Consider the following 16925-nt stretch of genomic DNA (forward strand, 5'->3'; position numbering starts at 1 on the left):
TGACATCCATGAGTAAAGCAGACATTTTCGATCGAGTTAAAAAAGTTGTTGTGGAACAATTAGAAGTAGAGGATCCGGGTACAGTTACCCCCCAAGCAAGCTTTGCTGATGATCTGAAAGCGGATTCCCTTGATGTGGTCGAGTTAGTGATGGCTTTAGAGGAAGAATTTGATATTGAAATTCCCGACGAAGATGCCGAACAAATTGACACTGTGGGCAAAGCTGCCGATTATATTGGCCGGAGAGCAACCGCCTAATTATTGCGGGAGAATTGACAATTTAGGATTAAATATCTGGGGCAAAATCTGCCCTTATTTTTGAACAAACATGACAGAATTGCCATTAAAAAGGGTTGTCATCACGGGGATGGGTGCGATCACTCCCCTCGGCAATAATCTAGCAGACTATTGGACAGGCTTAATCAACGGCAAAAGTGGCATTGGTTTAATTACCCACTTTGATGCCTCCCGTCACGCTTGTCGCATTGCTGGGGAAGTGCGGGGTTTTGACCCCCACGAATATGTGGATCGCAAAGAGGCAAAGCGCATGGACCGTTTCGCTCAATTTGCCGTCGCCGCCAGTTTGCAAGCACTGCAAGATTCGCGATTAGTTATCGACGCTCTCAATGCCGATGATATAGGTGTACTAATCGGTACGGGCGTAGGTGGTATAAAAGTGCTGGAGGATCAACAGGAAATTTACTTGACAAAAGGTCCGGGCCGGTGTAGTCCTTTCATGATCCCGATGATGATTGCCAATATGGCCGCCGGTTTAACCGCTATCCATACGGGAGCCAAGGGACCGAGTAACTGTACCGTGACCGCTTGTGCTGCTGGTTCCAATGCCATCGGGGATGCTTTTCGTCTAGTACAAAGGGGTTCGGCCAAAGCGATGATCTGCGGTGGGACGGAAGCCGCCGTTACTCCCCTAGGATTGGCTGGTTTTGCCTCCGCTAAGGCCCTGTCCACCCGCAACGATGACCCCACCCGGGCCAGTCGTCCCTTTGACAAGGATCGGGATGGTTTTGTCATGGGGGAAGGGGCAGGAATCCTGATTATAGAGGAATTAGAAACGGCCTTGGCCCGTGGGGCGCGGATTTACGCCGAAATGATCGGTTATGGTCTGACTTGCGATGCCTATCACATGACGGCACCGGTTCCCGACGGTCGTGGGGCCACCAGAGCGATCGAATTAGCGATCAAAGATGCCGGTTTGACTCCGGCGGAAATTAGCTATATCAACGCCCACGGCACCAGTACAGGGGCCAATGATCCCACGGAAACCAAGGCGATTAAAAAAGCTTTAGGAGAATCGGCCTACCAAATCCCCGTCAGTTCCACCAAATCGATGACAGGCCACCTTTTAGGCGGTTCTGGCGGTATTGAAGCCGTGGCCACGGTAATGGCGATCGCTAATGATCGGATTCCCCCGACGCTCAACCTGGACAATCCTGACCCCGATTGTGATCTTGATTACGTCCCCTACGAAAGTCGTCAGCAGATAGTTAACGCTGCCCTTTCCAACTCCTTTGGATTTGGTGGCCATAACGTCACCTTAGCTTTTAGAAAATATGCTTGAGTCGATGCCCCTGAAAGAGTAATCTGTGAGTGGCTCCCTCTTTAACCTGGTCTTATTTTTGTAGTTCATTCTAAAAAACATTATGGTTGTAGTCTCCCAATCCCTCGAAGAACTTTGTATTAATGCGGTACGTTTTTTAGCGGTGGATGCCGTAGAAAAAGCTAAATCGGGACACCCCGGACTGCCCATGGGAGCCGCTCCCATGGCCTTTGTCCTCTGGGATCAATTCCTGCGTTTTAACCCGAAAAACCCCCAATGGGTCAATCGCGATCGTTTTGTTCTCTCCGCCGGTCACGGTTGTATGCTGCAGTACGCTTTGATGTACCTGACGGGATACGATAGCGTTCCCCTAGAGGAAATTAAACAATTCCGGCAGTGGAAATCGAAAACCCCCGGCCACCCCGAAAATTTCGTCACGGAAGGGGTGGAAGTGACCACCGGTCCTCTGGGTCAAGGGATTGCCAATGGTGTGGGTTTGGCCTTAGCAGAGGCCCATTTAGCGGCCCGTTTCAATAAACCGGATGCCAAAATTATCGACCATTACACCTATGTCATTTTGGGTGATGGTTGCAATATGGAGGGGATTTCCGGGGAAGCTTGTTCTTTAGCCGGTCACTGGGGTTTAGGCAAGTTAATCGCTCTCTATGATGATAACCATATCTCGATCGATGGTTCCACCGATATCGCTTTTACCGAAGACGTGAGCAAGCGTTTTGAAGCCTACGGTTGGCACGTTCAGCACGTCGAGAATGGTAACACCGATTTAGATGCCATTGCCAATGCGATCGCGGCTGCCAAAGCTGTCACCGATAAACCCTCGATGATTAAAATCACCACCACCATCGGTTATGGTTCCCCCAATAAGTCTAATACCGCCGATGTTCACGGGGCAGCTTTGGGAGCAACAGAAATCGAGTTAACCCGGAAAGCGTTAGGTTGGCAATACGAGCCGTTTGTGGTTCCCGATGAGGTGTTAAATCGTTTCCGGCAAGCAGTGGACAAGGGAACGACGGCAGAAACGGACTGGAATAAGTTATTTAACGAATATCAGGCTAAATATCCCGCAGAAGCGGCTTTATTTGAGCAGTTAACCACCGGTCAACTGCCGGAAGGTTGGGAGCAAGCTTTACCGGTTTATAAACCCGAAGATAAGGCCCTGGCTAGTCGTAAACACTCGGAAATCTGCTTAAATGCCCTTGCGGGGGTTTTACCCGGTTTAATCGGTGGTTCGGCGGATTTAACCCACTCTAACTACACCGAATTAGAGCATTTTGGTAATTTCCAAAAAGGCAGTTATCAGGAGCGTAACGTCCATTTTGGTGTGCGGGAACACGCGATGGGGGCGATTTGTAACGGTATTGCTCTCCATAACACGGGATTGATTCCCTACGGGGCGACTTTCCTGATTTTCACCGACTATATGCGGAATTCTATCCGTTTATCGGCATTGTCAGAAACCCGCGTCATCTGGGTAATGACTCACGATTCCATTGCCTTAGGGGAAGATGGACCGACTCACCAACCCGTGGAACACGTTGCTTCTCTGCGCGCTATTCCTAACCTGTTAGTCATGCGTCCGGGAGATGGTACGGAAACTTCCGGTGCTTATAAAGTAGCGGTGAGCGAAACTAAGCGCCCGACGTTACTAGCATTATCCCGTCAAAATCTGCCCAATTTAGCGGGAACTTCCCTTGCGGGTGTGGCTAAAGGTGCTTATATTATCACCGATTGTGAAGGTACTCCCGATGTCATTCTCATCGGTACGGGGGGCGAGTTGTATCTCTGCGATAAAGCGGCTGCGGTGTTAAAAGAAGCAGGAATTAAAGCTCGCGTCGTTTCTATGCCCTGTTGGGAGCTATTCGAGGAACAATCGGCAGAATACAAAGAATCGGTATTGCCGAAAGCAGTGAAAAAACGTCTCGCGGTGGAAGCGGGTTCAACTATGGGTTGGCATCGCTACATCACCGATGAGGGGGATGTGTTGGGGGTTGATACCTTCGGCGCTTCTGCTCCAGGAGGTGTGATTCTAGAGAAGTTCGGTTTTACCGTGAATAACGTGGTAGCGAAGGCAAAAGCGTTGTTAGGTTAATTACCTGAAATCTTAGCTGTAATGAGTCAGAAAAATCTGGCTCATTTTTTTGTTTTTCTATTGTGACTGTCAGTCAGTGGACTAGGGGTCACGTCAGGCAGTTTAATCGAAGCATGGCAAAGGACAATTTAGCTCAATTTGGCAGATGTTTACATAATGCTCGCATTCAAAAGGGTTTATCCCAAGAAAGGTTGGCCGAAGCGGCCAATTTGGATAGAACTTACATCAGTCTTCTTGAACGTGGTAAAAGGAATCCTTCTTTACTATGCTTGATTTCTTTATGTAGAGCATTAAACATAAGTCTTTCGGAGCTTTTTAACACTATGTCTATAAATTCCGATGTAAATACTGATGATGTCAGAAGATTTGATTAAATTGCTTGAGCAGTTTTTGCATGATAACGAGCTTGAATGGGAATGGTTTGAAAAAATAGAAAGTTTTTGTAAGAGTTATAGTTTGAATATCAAATATATTACAGAAGTTCTCAATGATCCAAAAGTTATTCCTATGATTCGTGGCAAGTTTTTTGAGTTCACTGTACAAGATGAACTGTCAAAAATACTCGCAAATAATTATTTAGTTACTAATCCTCGCTTAAATCCTCAAGCTGGTTCTCACGATATAGATGTAGCTATTATCAATCAAAAAAACGCCAAAAAATACTCTGCTGAATGTAAGTTAGCCAAAAAAGGTAGTTTCCGTCTTCAGGGAGGTATCAGACCTTTTATTGAAGTCAAATGTATGAGATCAAGAACCTTAGGAGACAAAGCAGCAGAACAAAGGTCTAAATTGATAGGAATACCTTCAACAAGCCTAAATATTCACAAAGATCAATATATTGAAACAGATTTTGATTTAGTGATTACATCTCTTGCCAATGCTTTTTTTCAGACCAATTTAGAAACGGGACTATTTGTTTGGAAGCCCACACCAAAAGAGCAAATATTTTTAAGCAAAATTAATATTAATAATCAAGAAGAAGCCCTTTTAAAAATGTACGTTGCCAGAAGTAAAGATTTAACAGCAAATCAAACCAATAATATCAATTGTTCTCGCCAGAAATGCCACGATAACAACTGTAATTTCATCCCTAATTATCCCAAAATTTTCTTTGATGTTAATACGGCTGAACCTCTACAACCATGGCTACCGATAGAAAAAATAGAGGATTTACTTGATTAAAATTAGGAATCAAGATACATCGAATAAACTTAATTGTAGAGGTGTAAATCTTGCAGGTTTCTGAAGATCATAATTAGCAATAAATACCTCCTTGCCCTTGCGTCTTTCACTCTGATAACCATGTTCTAATTTTAAACCATTTTTTTGATCATCAGTTCGATTAATAGTGTAATTCCATTCATTATCTTGTAAAGAAATACACCAATCATACATTTCTCTAATTTCGGAGCAATTATCATAAGTCAAAAGAAATTTAAATCGATGTTGATGTTTTTTCAACGTCTTACATAACCTTTCATGATCTTCTAGACTGAAGAAGCAGGAATAGAATTTATTTTGATCTGCTTGAAAGTAAGGAGGATCGACAAATAAAAAGTAATCATCGGGTAATTGATTGATTAAATCTTCAAAATCTAAACAAGATAAATTGACATTTTGCAGTTTTTCCGAAGTGGTTTTTAGGTGAGAAGGCCAGTTTTCAGGACGCATAGAATACTTATCACCATAGCCCCAATAACAATTTTCAAGTTTCATAATTCCTGAGTAGGAAGTTCTATTTAGATAATACCAACGCATGGCTCTTTCTAGGTCATTGGCTGGTTGAAATTCATTTTTATAATAATTGTGTAATTCTTTGGTAGCGTTTAGATCTTTTAATAATTCAATTAGACTATCAAGATGATCTTTGATATGTCGATAACAGTTCATTAATTCCTCATCTTTGTCATTGAGAATATTCTCTGCTACACTTTCCTTAGCAAAGAATATAGATGCTCCCCCCGCAAAGGGTTCACAATACTTATGGTGACTAGGAAGACAAGCTAAGATTAGCTTACGGGCATAAAATTTACCGCCAGGATAACGAAAAGGAGAATTACTAAGTTTTTTAGCGATTTTGGACATTACCTTTGATTTTAGAGGCTTTTCTTTGAGATTATTTTAACAAAATTACGATATTTTATCTAGGAATGTCAGAGAAGTTCGGTTTTACCGTGGATAACGTGGTAGCGAAGGCAAAAGCGTTGTTAGGTTAATTAAAACTTTGGTTTTGTGGAAAAAGCCCGCGCCAGCGGGTTTTTTTGTGCTAGGATCTAACCCTATCGTGCAAAGGGTTGACTGGGTGATTCCTTTTACAGACAGAGAACTACAAAAAGCATGGAGAGAAAATCAACGAGCGGCAAAGGTCGAAACCAGAACTAACGCTCATCGTTTATTGCTATTTTACTCGGTTGAATGTGGTCTCAAAGCGGTTTTACTGAAAAGACAAAGTAAAGATTGCACCGATTCTTGTCGAGAATTACTTGAAGTGCGGCATGATATAAATAAGTTACTAGACAAACTAGCTGCGGGAGAAAAACTAAAACTTCCCTCACAATTAAGTATGAAACCTTTAAAAAATAATCAAGAGAGAGAGCTTTCTTCCGGTAAAATTAATCAAATGTGGCGATATGGGGGATGCTGTGAAAATATCAAGGATGGTGAATTAGAAAAAAAATTGTTAGATATATTACGTTGGATTGAACAGGAGTTGCAGGGACTATGAGAAGACGGACATTACTAACTTGGTTTGATATTAAAAGAAAAATTGCTCGCGAAACCGCTAACGGAAATGACTTACCTGATGGTATTGTTAAAATTAGTTGTTTTAGTAGTGCTTTAGAGATTGGTATTCAAAATCAAGATGATCAACCAAAAGCTAACTCAATATTAAAAGAATGGTTCGGAGATTGGTATCAAGAATCAGAACAAATTATTCAGCTAGATATTGATAATGCTTCTATTCCTGTAGAATTTATTTTAATAGATAATAGTTCTTATTTTTCTCCATCGATTCGACCTTTTTGGCAGGAAGTCGCTTATTTAAAAGAAAATACAGATTCAGAGCAATCGGATAATTTTTTACCCAATGCTTATCAAGATAAGCCAGAAATTATTGCTTTTTATTCTTTTAAAGGTGGTGTGGGAAGAACCCTACATTTAGCCGCTTATATTCTTGCTCTCTTAGCAAGAGCAAAAGAGATAAATAAACCAATTAAAATTTTAGTTATTGACTCAGATTTAGAGGCACCGGGGTTAACCTATTGGCAAAGGTATGAAAATCAACAGGCAACCGTATCTTTGAGCAATTTTTTGGAAGTTTATCAATATCCTAATCCATCTCTAGAGGTGGCAATCTCTTGGGTAACTCAAGAAATTAAGAAAACTGCCAAACAGCAAAATAAATCAACTTTATATTTTCTCCCCGCTTTTATTGAAGAAGAAGAACTCTTAGATACTCCTATACTTCCAGAGAATTTAGCTAGAAATCCATCGGGTGCGTGGGAAGTAGGGGATGCAATTTATCAATTAGGGCAAAAATTAGCAGTAGATTATATATTTATTGATTTAAGAGCAGGATTAAGTGAAATTTCTAGCCCAATTTTATTTGACTCTAGAATCCAAAGATTTTTAGTAACAACAGTTAATGAGCAATCTTGGCGAGGTGTCAGGATGGTTTTAGAAAAAATTGGCTTACTAGCTCCCAGTGATTTAAAAGTAAAGGATGGTAATTATTATGATCCTTCGATAATTATTAGTTTTTTAACTCCAGAAGTTAGAAATTTATCAGCATTTGAGAATATTTTAGAGCAATTACAGTCGGCTTATGTTCAACCCAAAAATGAGATTTTATATATTGCTAGACTGGATATTAAAGAAACTGATTTCGCCCAAGAGTTACTATATGTTAACAATTGGGAAGAAGCTCAAAACAAATTAAGTTCAACTTCCTTGATGGAACTGGCAAGACAATGGGCAGAAGATAAATTATCTAATAATAGCATTGCATCAGCCACACCTTCAGATAACTCCTTAGATGATGTGAAAAAACTCAGGGATACTTGCAATAAATATATTTATGCAGAAAAGGGACAAGGGGAAGATTTGCTCATTACCGAGCCATTGAAAAATCTCGCTCGTAATTTTCAAGATAAACTACCTAATGTTATCTCAATTGGTGCTAAAGGTGCGGGAAAAACCTTTAATTATATTCAGCTATCTCGCCTACAGTCTTGGGAAAATTTTTTAAATAAAGTTGATCCTCAAAATCAAGAAAATTCCCTAGAAAATCTCGGTTTAATATTTCCTTTACTGCAATCACAAAATTTAAATGATCAGGCCAAAAATATTCTTGAGCAAGCACGGCAAAATGTTAATAATTTTCTTAATAATGATTATCAATTTTTCTCATCGGATTTAAAAGACAGAATTACGCAGTCGCTATCAAATCAGGATTGGAATGAGGTTGATTGGACAAATTTTTGGATCAAAGAAATTTCGAGAGTTTTAGGTTATAATCCTGAAAATTGTCAATTACATAAACTGCATGAATACCTTCAACAAAAAAACTCGAAGATTATATTTTTATTTGATGGATTAGAAGATGCTTTTCCTAATGTTGCCAATGATAACCGTGAACGAAAAGCCTTGAAAGCCTTGATCGATAATTTACCGAATAAATTATCAGAAATTCGGCAATCTAATCTCGGATTGATTGTCTTTCTGCGTCGAGATTTCTTGAGATATACAATCACACAAAACTCGCAACAATTTGAAAACTTATATCGTAATTATGATCTATCTTGGAATCTAGAATCGTTTCTTAAACTTTCCTATTGGCTCTGCATACAATCATCGGTTATTAATGCTAACTCTCAGGATTTAGTCGGCTGTTCAATTGAAGATTTAAAAGAAAAATTAGAATTACTTTGGGGCAAAAAATTAGGAGCAGATAATGCAAGGGAAGCTAAGTCAGACAATTGGATTTTTGCAGCTTTAACCGATTTTAATGGAAGACTGCAAGCGAGGGATATTGTGAGATTTTTGTACCATGCTGCTAATATTACTGTAGAAAAAAAAGAAGAAATACAATTTTCTAAATGGTCGAATACTAGACTGTTACCTCCCCAAGCGATTCGACGAGCGCTTGAACCCTGTAGTCGAGAAAAAGTTAGAGAGTCTGAGGAAGAATATCCTATATTTAAAAGCTGGGTAGAAGAAAGTTTACATAAATATAGTGATAGAAAAATTCCTTTTTCTCTAGAACAGTTTAATCTGGATGGCACTCAAGTCAATGTTCTTGAGCAAATGGGAGTAATTTATGAGGACAAGGATAAAGAAGATGCAGTTCGTTATTATATGCCCGAAATATTCCGTGAAGGGTTAGGATTTTCTAGTCAAGGTGCGCGTCCTCGTGTTCTAGCTTTAAAGCGCAAAGTTTTGGGGAAATCAAATTTTTAATGGTTCGAGCTTTTTGGCAATGACTATATGATTGATTGTTATCAGCTTTTCACAACAGACGTAGCTATTATCGGTTCTTCAGTTTGTGTTATGCAATGGACGGGAGTTATAAGGGGTGAAACCCTTATATAGAAAGACATGGCTGCGATTTTTGCCAATTGTTTTCAATCTAGAACGAGCTAATCAATTAAGTCCCTTGCCAGATAAGGATTTAGCCGATTTCTGCCCCCTGATCGAACCATACCAAGTAACGAAGAACCCTATTATCAATCAAAAAAACGCCAAGAAATACTCTGCTGAATGTAAGTTAGCCAAAAAAGGTAGTTTCCGTCTTCAGGGATGTATCAGACCTTTTATTGAAGTCAAATGTATGAGATCAAGAACCTTAGGAGACAAAGCGGCAGAACAAAGGTCTAAATTGATAGGAATACCTTCAACAAGCCTCAATATTCACAAAGATCAATATATTGAAACAGATTTTGATTTAGTGATTACATCTCTTGCCAATGCTTTTTTTCAGACCAATTTAGAAACGGGACTATTTGTTTGGAACCCCACACCAAAAGAGCAAATATTTTTAAGCAAAATTAATATTAATAATCAAGAAGAAGCCCTTTTAAAATGTACGTTGTCAGGAGTAAAGATTTAACAGCAAATCAAACCAATAACATCAAGTGTTCTCGCCAGAAATGCCAGGATCACAACTGTAATTTCATCCCTAATTATCCCAAAATTTTATTTATTTTGTCTGATGGGATTATTTATTTTTACCAGTAATTTTGTCAACTCCTTTTTTATACTGCGTTCTGTCATCATTCCAGCCAGCATCCCGCCAAGCCCGCAAAAAGTTAAGACAGGGGCTGTAAATGGTAACATTCCTGCTAAGGCTATAGCTGCTCAAGCTCCACCAGCCAGCCCTACTCTTGCCCCAGCTTGATTATCCTTAAACAGTTTAGTCTTTTTTATGTTGTCGAAAGGTTTTGAGTATTCTGACATCGATTATTCTCCAAATCAGGATGCCGATATTACAACACAGCTTTCGGGAATTGTCTATATACTGATCATCATTCATGCCATCGCTAAAAGCGAGGGAAGAATGCTGACACTAGGTTAGAATTGCGGTAACGCACCATAAATTCTTATGCTTGGTTTTTGTCATTTTAATGGGCGGAGTCGGACTCGAACCGACATGAGGGGCTGCCTCGCCACATTTTGAGTGTGGTGCGTCTACCAATTTCGCCATTCGCCCTTGGCATTAGTTTTATCATTATAACCCATTTTTGGCCCCTTTAACAAATTGTGATAATCGGGGGAACTGGCCCAACGATCGATTTCTCGCGCACGCAGGACGGGGAGGGGATGGGTTAACTGTTGGGTTTGCAAACCCTTTAACATTTCGCCCATTTCCGAGGCGCTGACGGCATCGTAGGACTTGGCCTGATCGATAAAAGCCTCTAAATTTAATAAAGGTGCGAGACTGGGGGAACCTCCGGCTAACTTCATTAACACCGACATGACGATTTTTGGGTCTTGAACTGCCAATAAAGCGGATCGATCGCAACTAAACTCGGCGCAGCGCACCCATGCTAACATTCTCTCCTGTAGGGATCGTGCTAACATTGTCCCCCAATTGGGCAGCAATCCCGCCGCTAGGACCATAATATTGGCTAAAGTCAGATAAACGCCGTGTTCACACTTGAGATGACCTAATTCGTGGGCGATTACCGCTTGAATTTCTGCGGGAGTCAGCATTTCAATTAGGGAAGTGTGCATCACCATAAACGGTTTTTTGCCGCGCATGGCGAAGGTATAAGCGTTAGGAACGGGGTTTTGTTGAATGTATAATTGAGGTGGTTCTAAGTCGAGAACTCGGCAAGCTTCTAGGAGGAGATTATGCAGGTCGGGTAATTGTTTTTCTCCCACCAAAACACTAGCAGCAATATTATTTAAGTAAAAGAATTCCTCAGCAACGGAACCTAATAAACTTCTTACGGCTATATCTAACCCAGGCAATTGTTTAAGGGAGTTAGTCGCCTCTAGGTCGATGGGATGCCGAAAATCATTGGCTTTTAAGCCTAGTAATAACTGTTTTGATAATTCCATATTCTTATTCATTTAACCAAACTTTGACGCGTTCTAAACTTTTCCAATCGGGTTTTCTAGCTAAACCATCGGCGATATTTTCATCCACTTCTTGGCGAACTTCTTTGTTTAAACTAACTAATTGTTGCACCAGTTCGATATGTTCCCTAACTCCGGCGGTTTTGGTTTCTAACATAGCTAAAACCAAATTGATCCGGTTTTGGGGGGAAACTTTATCGAGTTTAACGGCTTTTTGGGCGGCTTTTAGGGCTAATTCCGGTTTATCGGTGAGCATATATAACCAAGCTAAACAGGACCAAACGGCGGCATTTTTAGGACTGCGATCGCTTAATTCTTTAAATTCGGGCAATAAACTGGCAGCGTTTTCTCCCTGTTGGTAGCGTTCTAAACCTTGTTCGAGGGTAAAATTGGCGATTTCTGTCATTTTCAGCTAGGGGGTTAATCAAGGAGCAAATCTAACGGTGATCGGCGTATTACACTGTTTTAGTACAATTTGCCTTTATTTAGTATTCTAGCAAAATTTGTCCCCTTGTCAGCAAAATTTTAAAAGACGATGCCGCGTTCTCGCCAGATCATCAATAGGCCACTCATCGAAACGAATAACATCACTGCTTGTTTAAATTGCTGGGGACTCATTTTTTCTAAAACTTTTTGTCCTAACCAATTGCCTGGCCAGGCTGCTAATCCTAACAGTAAACCGTAACCAAGAAAAGGCAGATGTAAAACTCCAAAGGCTGCGTAGGCGATTAATTTGGCCACATGAACTACGACCATGTGAACGGATTTCGTTGCCACCATTGGTTCTTTAACTAGCCCATAGTTAATATAAAATAGGTTCATCATCGGGCCGGTACTACCGACTAATCCTGACAGGAAAGCGTAGATAAATCCCGAGGGCATAAAATACCAAGTTTTAATCTCAAAAAAAGGATTTTCTTGTTGGGGAAATAATTGTTTAAGCGAGGATAAAACCAGAAAAATTCCCAAAACTAGCGGCAACCATTTGAATTGTAAATGGGCAAACACAAAAGCGCCGAGGGTAGATCCCATAATTGCCCCGGGTAAATACCACACCGTCGAGGGCCAGTCAATGGCGCGCCAATACATTCCCATGCGTTGGACATTACCGATTAGCATCCCCGTGGTCAAAACCGGAGGAATGACGGCAGCATCGAGAAACCAACCTAAAACGGGGAGTAGAATCAGGGGGCTGCCCCCACCAGCAAGGGTACTAAAAAACCAAGCTAGACTACCTGCCAACATCAAGGTAACAATGATCATCGAGTTGTAAAGTTAATTCACAAAGAGTTACTTAATCTATTATGATATCTTCTTTGGGATCTTCATCAGTATAATGCCATTCCACATTCGGCATAGCCTCGAAAGCTTGCCGGACGTAATCCTCCCAGAGTTTCCGCATTTTGGCTAGGTAGGGATCTCCTAGACGCAATTGTAACTTATGACGTAGGCTTAGGCTATTAGCTTCATACATACTCAAATAGATAGGCGGTCCGACAGAAATATTCGATTTCATGGTCGAATCGATGGAAAGTAAGGCACATTTAGCCATTTCCTCTAGGGGTGTATCATAGGTAATGGTGCGATCGAGAATCGGTTTACCGTATTTAGTTTCACCTATCTGTAAAAAGGGCGTTTCTTTGGTGGCTTGAATATGATTTCCCTGGGAATAAATCAGGAATAATTGCGGGTCTTCTCCTTTAATTTGTCCCCCAAGAATAAAGTTACATTGGAAATCAATATTATCTTGTTCTAGCCAAGTCCTTTCCCTAGCTTGTACTTGACGACTTTTATCACCGATATAGTGGGCCATATCGTAGAGATGAGTCAGAGAATGGAGACTTTTATCCTCTTGATTGTGCAGATCTCTTTTTAGTTCGTGAATCACGCCTTGGCTAATCGATAAATTCCCCGATGTGCAGACCATAATTACCCTTTCTCCCGACACCGAAAAGTCAAATAATTTCCGATAGGCCGAGATATAATCGACTCCCGCATTCGTGCGAGAATCCGCCCCCATAACAATGCCAAAACGATTGATAATTCCTAAACAGTAAGTCATTTTCAGTTGTCAGTAATTAGTGAACAGTAATCAGTAATTAGTAAACAGTAAACAGTAATTGGTGAAGAGTGAAGAGTGAAGAGTGAAGAGTGAAGAGTGAAGAGTGAGCGGTGAATAATATCATTTAAAGCTTAAAACTTAAAACTTAAAACTTTAATCTGATCACTAATCACTGATAACTAATCACTGATAACTGATAACTGATAACTGATAACTGAATTAAGCCATAACCATACCACCATCGACGTTAAAGACTTGACCAGTGATATAAATAGCGGCGGGATCTGCGGCTAAAAAACGCACCATGCCGGCGACTTCTTCCGGTTTTCCGTAACGGGAGAGGGGGATATATTTGAGAATTTCATCTGCTTTGAGGTCATGAGTCATATCAGTTTCAATAAAGCCAGGGGCCACGGCATTAACAGTGATGCCTCGACTGGCAAATTCCTTGGCTAAAGTTTTCGTTAAACCGATAACACCGGCTTTAGCGGCGCTGTAATTAGATTGACCAGGATTACCCATCAAACCAGATACAGAAGTGATGTTAATTATGCGGCCGCTTTTCTGTTTTAACATCAATTTACCGACGGCGCGAGTGCAGAGAAAAACCCCGGTTAAATTGAGATCGATGACCGCTTGCCAGTCTTCTAATTTCATTCTTAACATTAGCGTATCCCGGGCAATACCGGCATTATTAACTAAGACATCAATATGACCGAATTTTTGCTTGGTACTGTCCACTAAATTATCCACTTCTTCGCTTTTAGCCACATCTGCTTGTATAGCTATTGCCTTTCCCCCGGCCGCGGTAATTTCTTCGACAACGGCATCGGCAGCACTGCTAGATTTAGCATAGTTCACCACTACAGTAGCACCCTGGCTGGCTAATTCCAAGGCGATCGCTTTACCGATCCCTCGCGAGGCCCCGGTTACTATGGCTACTTTGTCTTGTAAATGCTGGCATTCTGCGGGTAATAGTTTCATAATTTTCTGCATTCCCCAAATAATCGTCAAATCTCAAGAGAAAACTTTGTACTGATAACTTTGCTCAAAACAATTCATTATCTCACAAGCGGGTTAATCTGACCGCAGCAATCCTCAATGGCGATCGCTCTGTCCCCACTTTCCTGTATAGTATCAGGGGGAATTGGCCGCCACTAATTGATCGAGTTGTTGCTGCATCAAATAACAGACTTTCTCATAACATTCGCGTACATAACGGCGGTCCCGGGCCGCTTTTTTGCCGTAACGTTCAAAAATAATTGGGGGACAAACCCGCGTCTGTATCGCTACGGGTAAGGGAATATTCGGCAAGGGACCGATAGCTAGTCCCCAGGGTAAACCGAAATAGATGGGACAGGTCCCGGGGTCAATACCGAAAGGCCAAGGCATACCCTTTTCATGTAATTCTTTTAATTGAGGATAAATATCGTCGAGGACAAACAGGGTCGAGTGAGCGCCGTGGGAGATGGCGGGAATAATCGGCACTTCGTACTGTAAAGCTAGTTTAACAAAAGCTTGATTACCGGCAAAATGAATTTTATTTCTTAAACTGTGGGGACGGAAAACATCCGTAGCACCTCCTGGATAAATTAGGACACTAGCGCCACTATCCAAGGCAGCGATCGCCATTTTCGGATGAGCATGAATAGCTCCCATTTGGGCCACTAGATGCGCTTGGGATGGAAAAAATCGCCAGACTCGCGAATCCATCAAACCATAGACTAAGCGATCGCGGCCAAAGCGTTGAAACCAATCATACATCATCATAAACATATCGGGAGCCGCTAAACCGCCGTTATGGGAGCCGATGAATAATACTTGTCCTGAGGGGGGAATATTTTCCCAACCATCGGTTTCGACGCGAAAATAATGGTGATAAAACCAATCCAGAAGGGGGACAAATTTTTCGATCACTTGCGGATCGCGATCCTCTAATGACCAACCAGTGAGGGTATCAACAGGGGCCTTGGCTGCTTGTAGGGATAATTCGGCAAAAGTCGCCGTAGATGAGACAAAAGAACTAAAAATCTGCATTGATGCCCAGTTGATAATTTAAGCGCATCTTAATTATCGCAAATTTCGGTTAAAAACCCCATCGTTTGAGAACGGCTTTCCTTGATGATTCTATCATCTTTAATGTCTAATCTTCACAGTTGAACCAATTTTTATCTAATAACTGTTCTAAACTGTAAGGGCATTCTGAGGGAAAATCGCCAGAAAAACCAGTTTTTTGTTGAACATAATCGAAAGCATCCTGATAGATTATCGGTAATTCCTCAGCTAAATAATTCTGTAAATTCGTCGTTAAATATTTTCTTAATTGCGTGCGAAAACTGATAATTTCTGCTCGCCAATGATTCCGATTTATTTCTGCTTCTGTTGTCCAATAGTGTAAAAGTAATAAATGCCTGATCACTTGTTCAAGTAAGCTACTGACTCGGTTTTTATCTCTTTTACTCAAGCTTTCTAATTCCTCAATTAAATGGATTACATCTAATTCATCTAAGCGATTTTCCTTGAGGATTTTTATTGTTTCCTCTAACCAAAGGTGTTGATCAATTTCGTAAAGTAGGGGCAGGGTTTCTCCTCCCTCTACTTGCCAGGGATTCTGATTTAAAGTTTTCATTGGGTTGTTGGCGGTTTTTAATAGGAAATAAGCACCCTCATATATATATTAGGCCACTTTCTCCTAATTTTGATAGTGACACGGGAAAAATCACCGCGCAGGCACCCCATACAAATTCTGACATACCATATCATTCCAAGGACAAGGGTTCTTGACACAGTCAGGCAAGTTCAGATATCGTTGCAGGGATGAGATGGTATTTTGTAGTTTCGATATTTTTGCACTTATTTCGTCCATCTTTTTATTGATTGAAATCAGCTGTTGTCCAGCATATTCATACTCACGTTTTATTTCCTGGTCTTTAGGATGTCGTCTTCCACCGTTTTCGCGAGGATATACAACTGTATAACGCACAAACAATGGATATAATCTCCTCCTCTCCTCCTGCCAGTCCGAGAATTTCTTCTCCAGTTCTTTTATTCTATCTTCTAGCTGTTTTATTTCCCGTTCGATCCCCTCAATTTGATAAGTAATTTGTTTTCTTTCTCCCGGTTCCAAGCACCGTTTTGATTGAGCCAAAATAATCTGGTTAATTGGTTCAGCTTTAGCATTGTTACCGAACAAGAGCAGAGGAGTCGTTGCTAAAGGGATTTTTAAAAGGATCAATGTCTACGACATTGATCCTTTTAAAATTTTTTGAATTTTCATTAGTTTCACGGTTAGTCCGTTATTTCAATTCAAAAAAGATGATTTATCTACAGCTAAGTGTTAATAATCACTAGCTGTGGTAATTGTAACACAGACAGACACCAAAGACAACTACTATAAAATAACTTTACATTTCTTTTATCACTTTTGGAAAATGCTATGCTTGTAGATAACTGAACTTTCCCCATACATATATACTATAATAGCCGAAAACCCTTATCCATCAATGGATACGCCCCTTAACTTTTCTTAATGTACCCATGTAATTTGTAACATTTCTTAATGGACAAGAATTCTCTCTATTTGCTAGAATGATAGCCATGTATATAGAAAAAGTT

17 protein-coding genes and 1 tRNA gene are annotated in these 16925 nt (G+C 40.8%); 8 read left to right on the forward strand and 10 right to left on the reverse strand.

Annotated elements, in window-relative coordinates; all coding sequences use genetic code 11:
• The first annotated feature begins 8 nt into the window (after window positions 1-8).
• From acpP to H6G40_RS02845, 5 genes are all read left to right on the forward strand, one after another.
• Window positions 9-257 carry an acyl carrier protein gene (acpP, locus tag H6G40_RS02830; RefSeq protein ID WP_002735195.1) on the forward strand — a complete coding sequence of 83 codons (249 nt, stop codon included), beginning with the start codon at window positions 9-11 and terminating at the stop codon, window positions 255-257.
• 70 nt (window positions 258-327) lie between these two features.
• Window positions 328-1578: a beta-ketoacyl-ACP synthase II gene (gene fabF / locus H6G40_RS02835; RefSeq protein WP_002754493.1), complete on the forward strand. Its 1251-nt coding sequence runs from the start codon at window positions 328-330 to the stop codon at window positions 1576-1578.
• 82 nt (window positions 1579-1660) lie between these two features.
• The gene (tkt, locus tag H6G40_RS02840) at window positions 1661-3667 is read left to right on the forward strand and encodes a transketolase (protein ID WP_002736729.1); all 2007 of its coding nucleotides are present in this window, start codon (window positions 1661-1663) and stop codon (window positions 3665-3667) included.
• Between the two features lie 113 nt (window positions 3668-3780).
• Window positions 3781-4041, forward strand: a complete 261-nt coding sequence (locus H6G40_RS23020; protein WP_036386251.1) for a helix-turn-helix domain-containing protein — start codon at window positions 3781-3783, stop codon at window positions 4039-4041.
• A complete protein-coding gene (locus H6G40_RS02845; RefSeq protein ID WP_002735872.1) occupies window positions 4022-4849 on the forward strand; it encodes a hypothetical protein in 828 nt (275 codons plus the stop codon). The genes H6G40_RS23020 and H6G40_RS02845 overlap by 20 nt, the downstream gene beginning before the upstream one ends.
• Window positions 4850-4858: 9 nt before the next feature.
• On the opposite strand, the gene H6G40_RS02850 is transcribed toward H6G40_RS02845, so the two are convergent.
• Window positions 4859-5752 (reverse strand): DNA adenine methylase, encoded by an 894-nt coding sequence (locus tag H6G40_RS02850; protein ID WP_002736931.1) that lies wholly within the window; start codon window positions 5750-5752, stop codon window positions 4859-4861.
• A 178-nt stretch (window positions 5753-5930) separates the two neighbouring features.
• Here H6G40_RS02850 and H6G40_RS02855 point away from each other — a divergent pair, with 178 nt between their 5' ends.
• The 3 genes from H6G40_RS02855 (at window position 5931) to H6G40_RS02865 (ending at window position 9776) form a co-directional block, all read left to right on the forward strand.
• Window positions 5931-6392 (forward strand): hypothetical protein, encoded by a 462-nt coding sequence (locus H6G40_RS02855; protein ID WP_256094077.1) that lies wholly within the window; start codon window positions 5931-5933, stop codon window positions 6390-6392.
• Window positions 6389-9127, forward strand: coding sequence for a KGGVGR-motif variant AAA ATPase (locus H6G40_RS02860; protein ID WP_002736152.1), 2739 nt, complete (start codon window positions 6389-6391; stop codon window positions 9125-9127). The genes H6G40_RS02855 and H6G40_RS02860 overlap by 4 nt, the downstream gene beginning before the upstream one ends.
• Window positions 9128-9278: 151 nt before the next feature.
• On the forward strand, window positions 9279-9776 hold the full coding sequence (locus tag H6G40_RS02865) for a restriction endonuclease (protein ID WP_242028701.1): 498 nt from the start codon (window positions 9279-9281) through the stop codon (window positions 9774-9776).
• 515 nt (window positions 9777-10291) lie between these two features.
• On the opposite strand, the gene H6G40_RS02870 is transcribed toward H6G40_RS02865, so the two are convergent.
• The 9 genes from H6G40_RS02870 to H6G40_RS02910 form a co-directional block, all read right to left on the reverse strand.
• Window positions 10292-10376: transfer RNA gene (locus tag H6G40_RS02870), tRNA-Leu, on the reverse strand.
• Window positions 10355-11242 (reverse strand): M48 family metallopeptidase, encoded by an 888-nt coding sequence (locus H6G40_RS02875; protein ID WP_002754507.1) that lies wholly within the window; start codon window positions 11240-11242, stop codon window positions 10355-10357. Before H6G40_RS02875 ends, H6G40_RS02870 begins: the two co-directional genes overlap by 22 nt.
• Window positions 11235-11654 carry a tetratricopeptide repeat protein gene (locus tag H6G40_RS02880; protein WP_002736380.1) on the reverse strand — a complete coding sequence of 140 codons (420 nt, stop codon included), beginning with the start codon at window positions 11652-11654 and terminating at the stop codon, window positions 11235-11237. The genes H6G40_RS02875 and H6G40_RS02880 overlap by 8 nt, the downstream gene beginning before the upstream one ends.
• Window positions 11655-11773: 119 nt before the next feature.
• Window positions 11774-12511 carry a sulfite exporter TauE/SafE family protein gene (locus H6G40_RS02885; protein WP_002735178.1) on the reverse strand — a complete coding sequence of 246 codons (738 nt, stop codon included), beginning with the start codon at window positions 12509-12511 and terminating at the stop codon, window positions 11774-11776.
• A gap of 31 nt (window positions 12512-12542) precedes the next feature.
• The gene (locus H6G40_RS02890) at window positions 12543-13310 is read right to left on the reverse strand and encodes a proteasome-type protease (protein ID WP_002737281.1); all 768 of its coding nucleotides are present in this window, start codon (window positions 13308-13310) and stop codon (window positions 12543-12545) included.
• A 219-nt stretch (window positions 13311-13529) separates the two neighbouring features.
• Window positions 13530-14306: a 3-oxoacyl-[acyl-carrier-protein] reductase gene (fabG, locus tag H6G40_RS02895; protein ID WP_069475273.1), complete on the reverse strand. Its 777-nt coding sequence runs from the start codon at window positions 14304-14306 to the stop codon at window positions 13530-13532.
• A 141-nt stretch (window positions 14307-14447) separates the two neighbouring features.
• Window positions 14448-15347, reverse strand: coding sequence for a lysophospholipid acyltransferase family protein (locus H6G40_RS02900; protein ID WP_069475256.1), 900 nt, complete (start codon window positions 15345-15347; stop codon window positions 14448-14450).
• Window positions 15348-15453: 106 nt separating this feature from the next.
• Window positions 15454-15939: a DUF29 domain-containing protein gene (locus H6G40_RS02905; protein ID WP_002737591.1), complete on the reverse strand. Its 486-nt coding sequence runs from the start codon at window positions 15937-15939 to the stop codon at window positions 15454-15456.
• 90 nt (window positions 15940-16029) lie between these two features.
• A complete protein-coding gene (locus H6G40_RS02910; protein WP_069475255.1) occupies window positions 16030-16545 on the reverse strand; it encodes a hypothetical protein in 516 nt (171 codons plus the stop codon).
• Window positions 16546-16925: the final 380 nt, after the last annotated feature.

The sequence above is a fragment of the Microcystis viridis FACHB-1342 genome, from assembly GCF_014698335.1.
GTDB lineage: Bacteria > Cyanobacteriota > Cyanobacteriia > Cyanobacteriales > Microcystaceae > Microcystis > Microcystis ichthyoblabe_A.

Bases quoted from the DNA above. Each gene is read 5' to 3' on its own strand.
- acpP (WP_002735195.1), top strand. From the start codon at position 9: ATGAGTAAAGCAGACATTTTCGATCGAGTTAAAAAAGTTGTTGTGGAA.
- fabF (WP_002754493.1), top strand. From the start codon at position 328: ATGACAGAATTGCCATTAAAAAGGGTTGTCATCACGGGGATGGGTGCG.
- tkt (WP_002736729.1), top strand. From the start codon at position 1,661: ATGGTTGTAGTCTCCCAATCCCTCGAAGAACTTTGTATTAATGCGGTA.
- H6G40_RS23020 (WP_036386251.1), top strand. From the start codon at position 3,781: ATGGCAAAGGACAATTTAGCTCAATTTGGCAGATGTTTACATAATGCT.
- H6G40_RS02845 (WP_002735872.1), top strand. From the start codon at position 4,022: ATGTCAGAAGATTTGATTAAATTGCTTGAGCAGTTTTTGCATGATAAC.
- H6G40_RS02850 (WP_002736931.1), bottom strand. From the start codon at position 5,752: ATGTCCAAAATCGCTAAAAAACTTAGTAATTCTCCTTTTCGTTATCCT.
- H6G40_RS02860 (WP_002736152.1), top strand. From the start codon at position 6,389: ATGAGAAGACGGACATTACTAACTTGGTTTGATATTAAAAGAAAAATT.
- H6G40_RS02875 (WP_002754507.1), bottom strand. From the start codon at position 11,242: ATGAATAAGAATATGGAATTATCAAAACAGTTATTACTAGGCTTAAAA.
- H6G40_RS02880 (WP_002736380.1), bottom strand. From the start codon at position 11,654: ATGACAGAAATCGCCAATTTTACCCTCGAACAAGGTTTAGAACGCTAC.
- H6G40_RS02885 (WP_002735178.1), bottom strand. From the start codon at position 12,511: ATGATCATTGTTACCTTGATGTTGGCAGGTAGTCTAGCTTGGTTTTTT.
- H6G40_RS02890 (WP_002737281.1), bottom strand. From the start codon at position 13,310: ATGACTTACTGTTTAGGAATTATCAATCGTTTTGGCATTGTTATGGGG.
- fabG (WP_069475273.1), bottom strand. From the start codon at position 14,306: ATGCAGAAAATTATGAAACTATTACCCGCAGAATGCCAGCATTTACAA.
- H6G40_RS02900 (WP_069475256.1), bottom strand. From the start codon at position 15,347: ATGCAGATTTTTAGTTCTTTTGTCTCATCTACGGCGACTTTTGCCGAA.
- H6G40_RS02905 (WP_002737591.1), bottom strand. From the start codon at position 15,939: ATGAAAACTTTAAATCAGAATCCCTGGCAAGTAGAGGGAGGAGAAACC.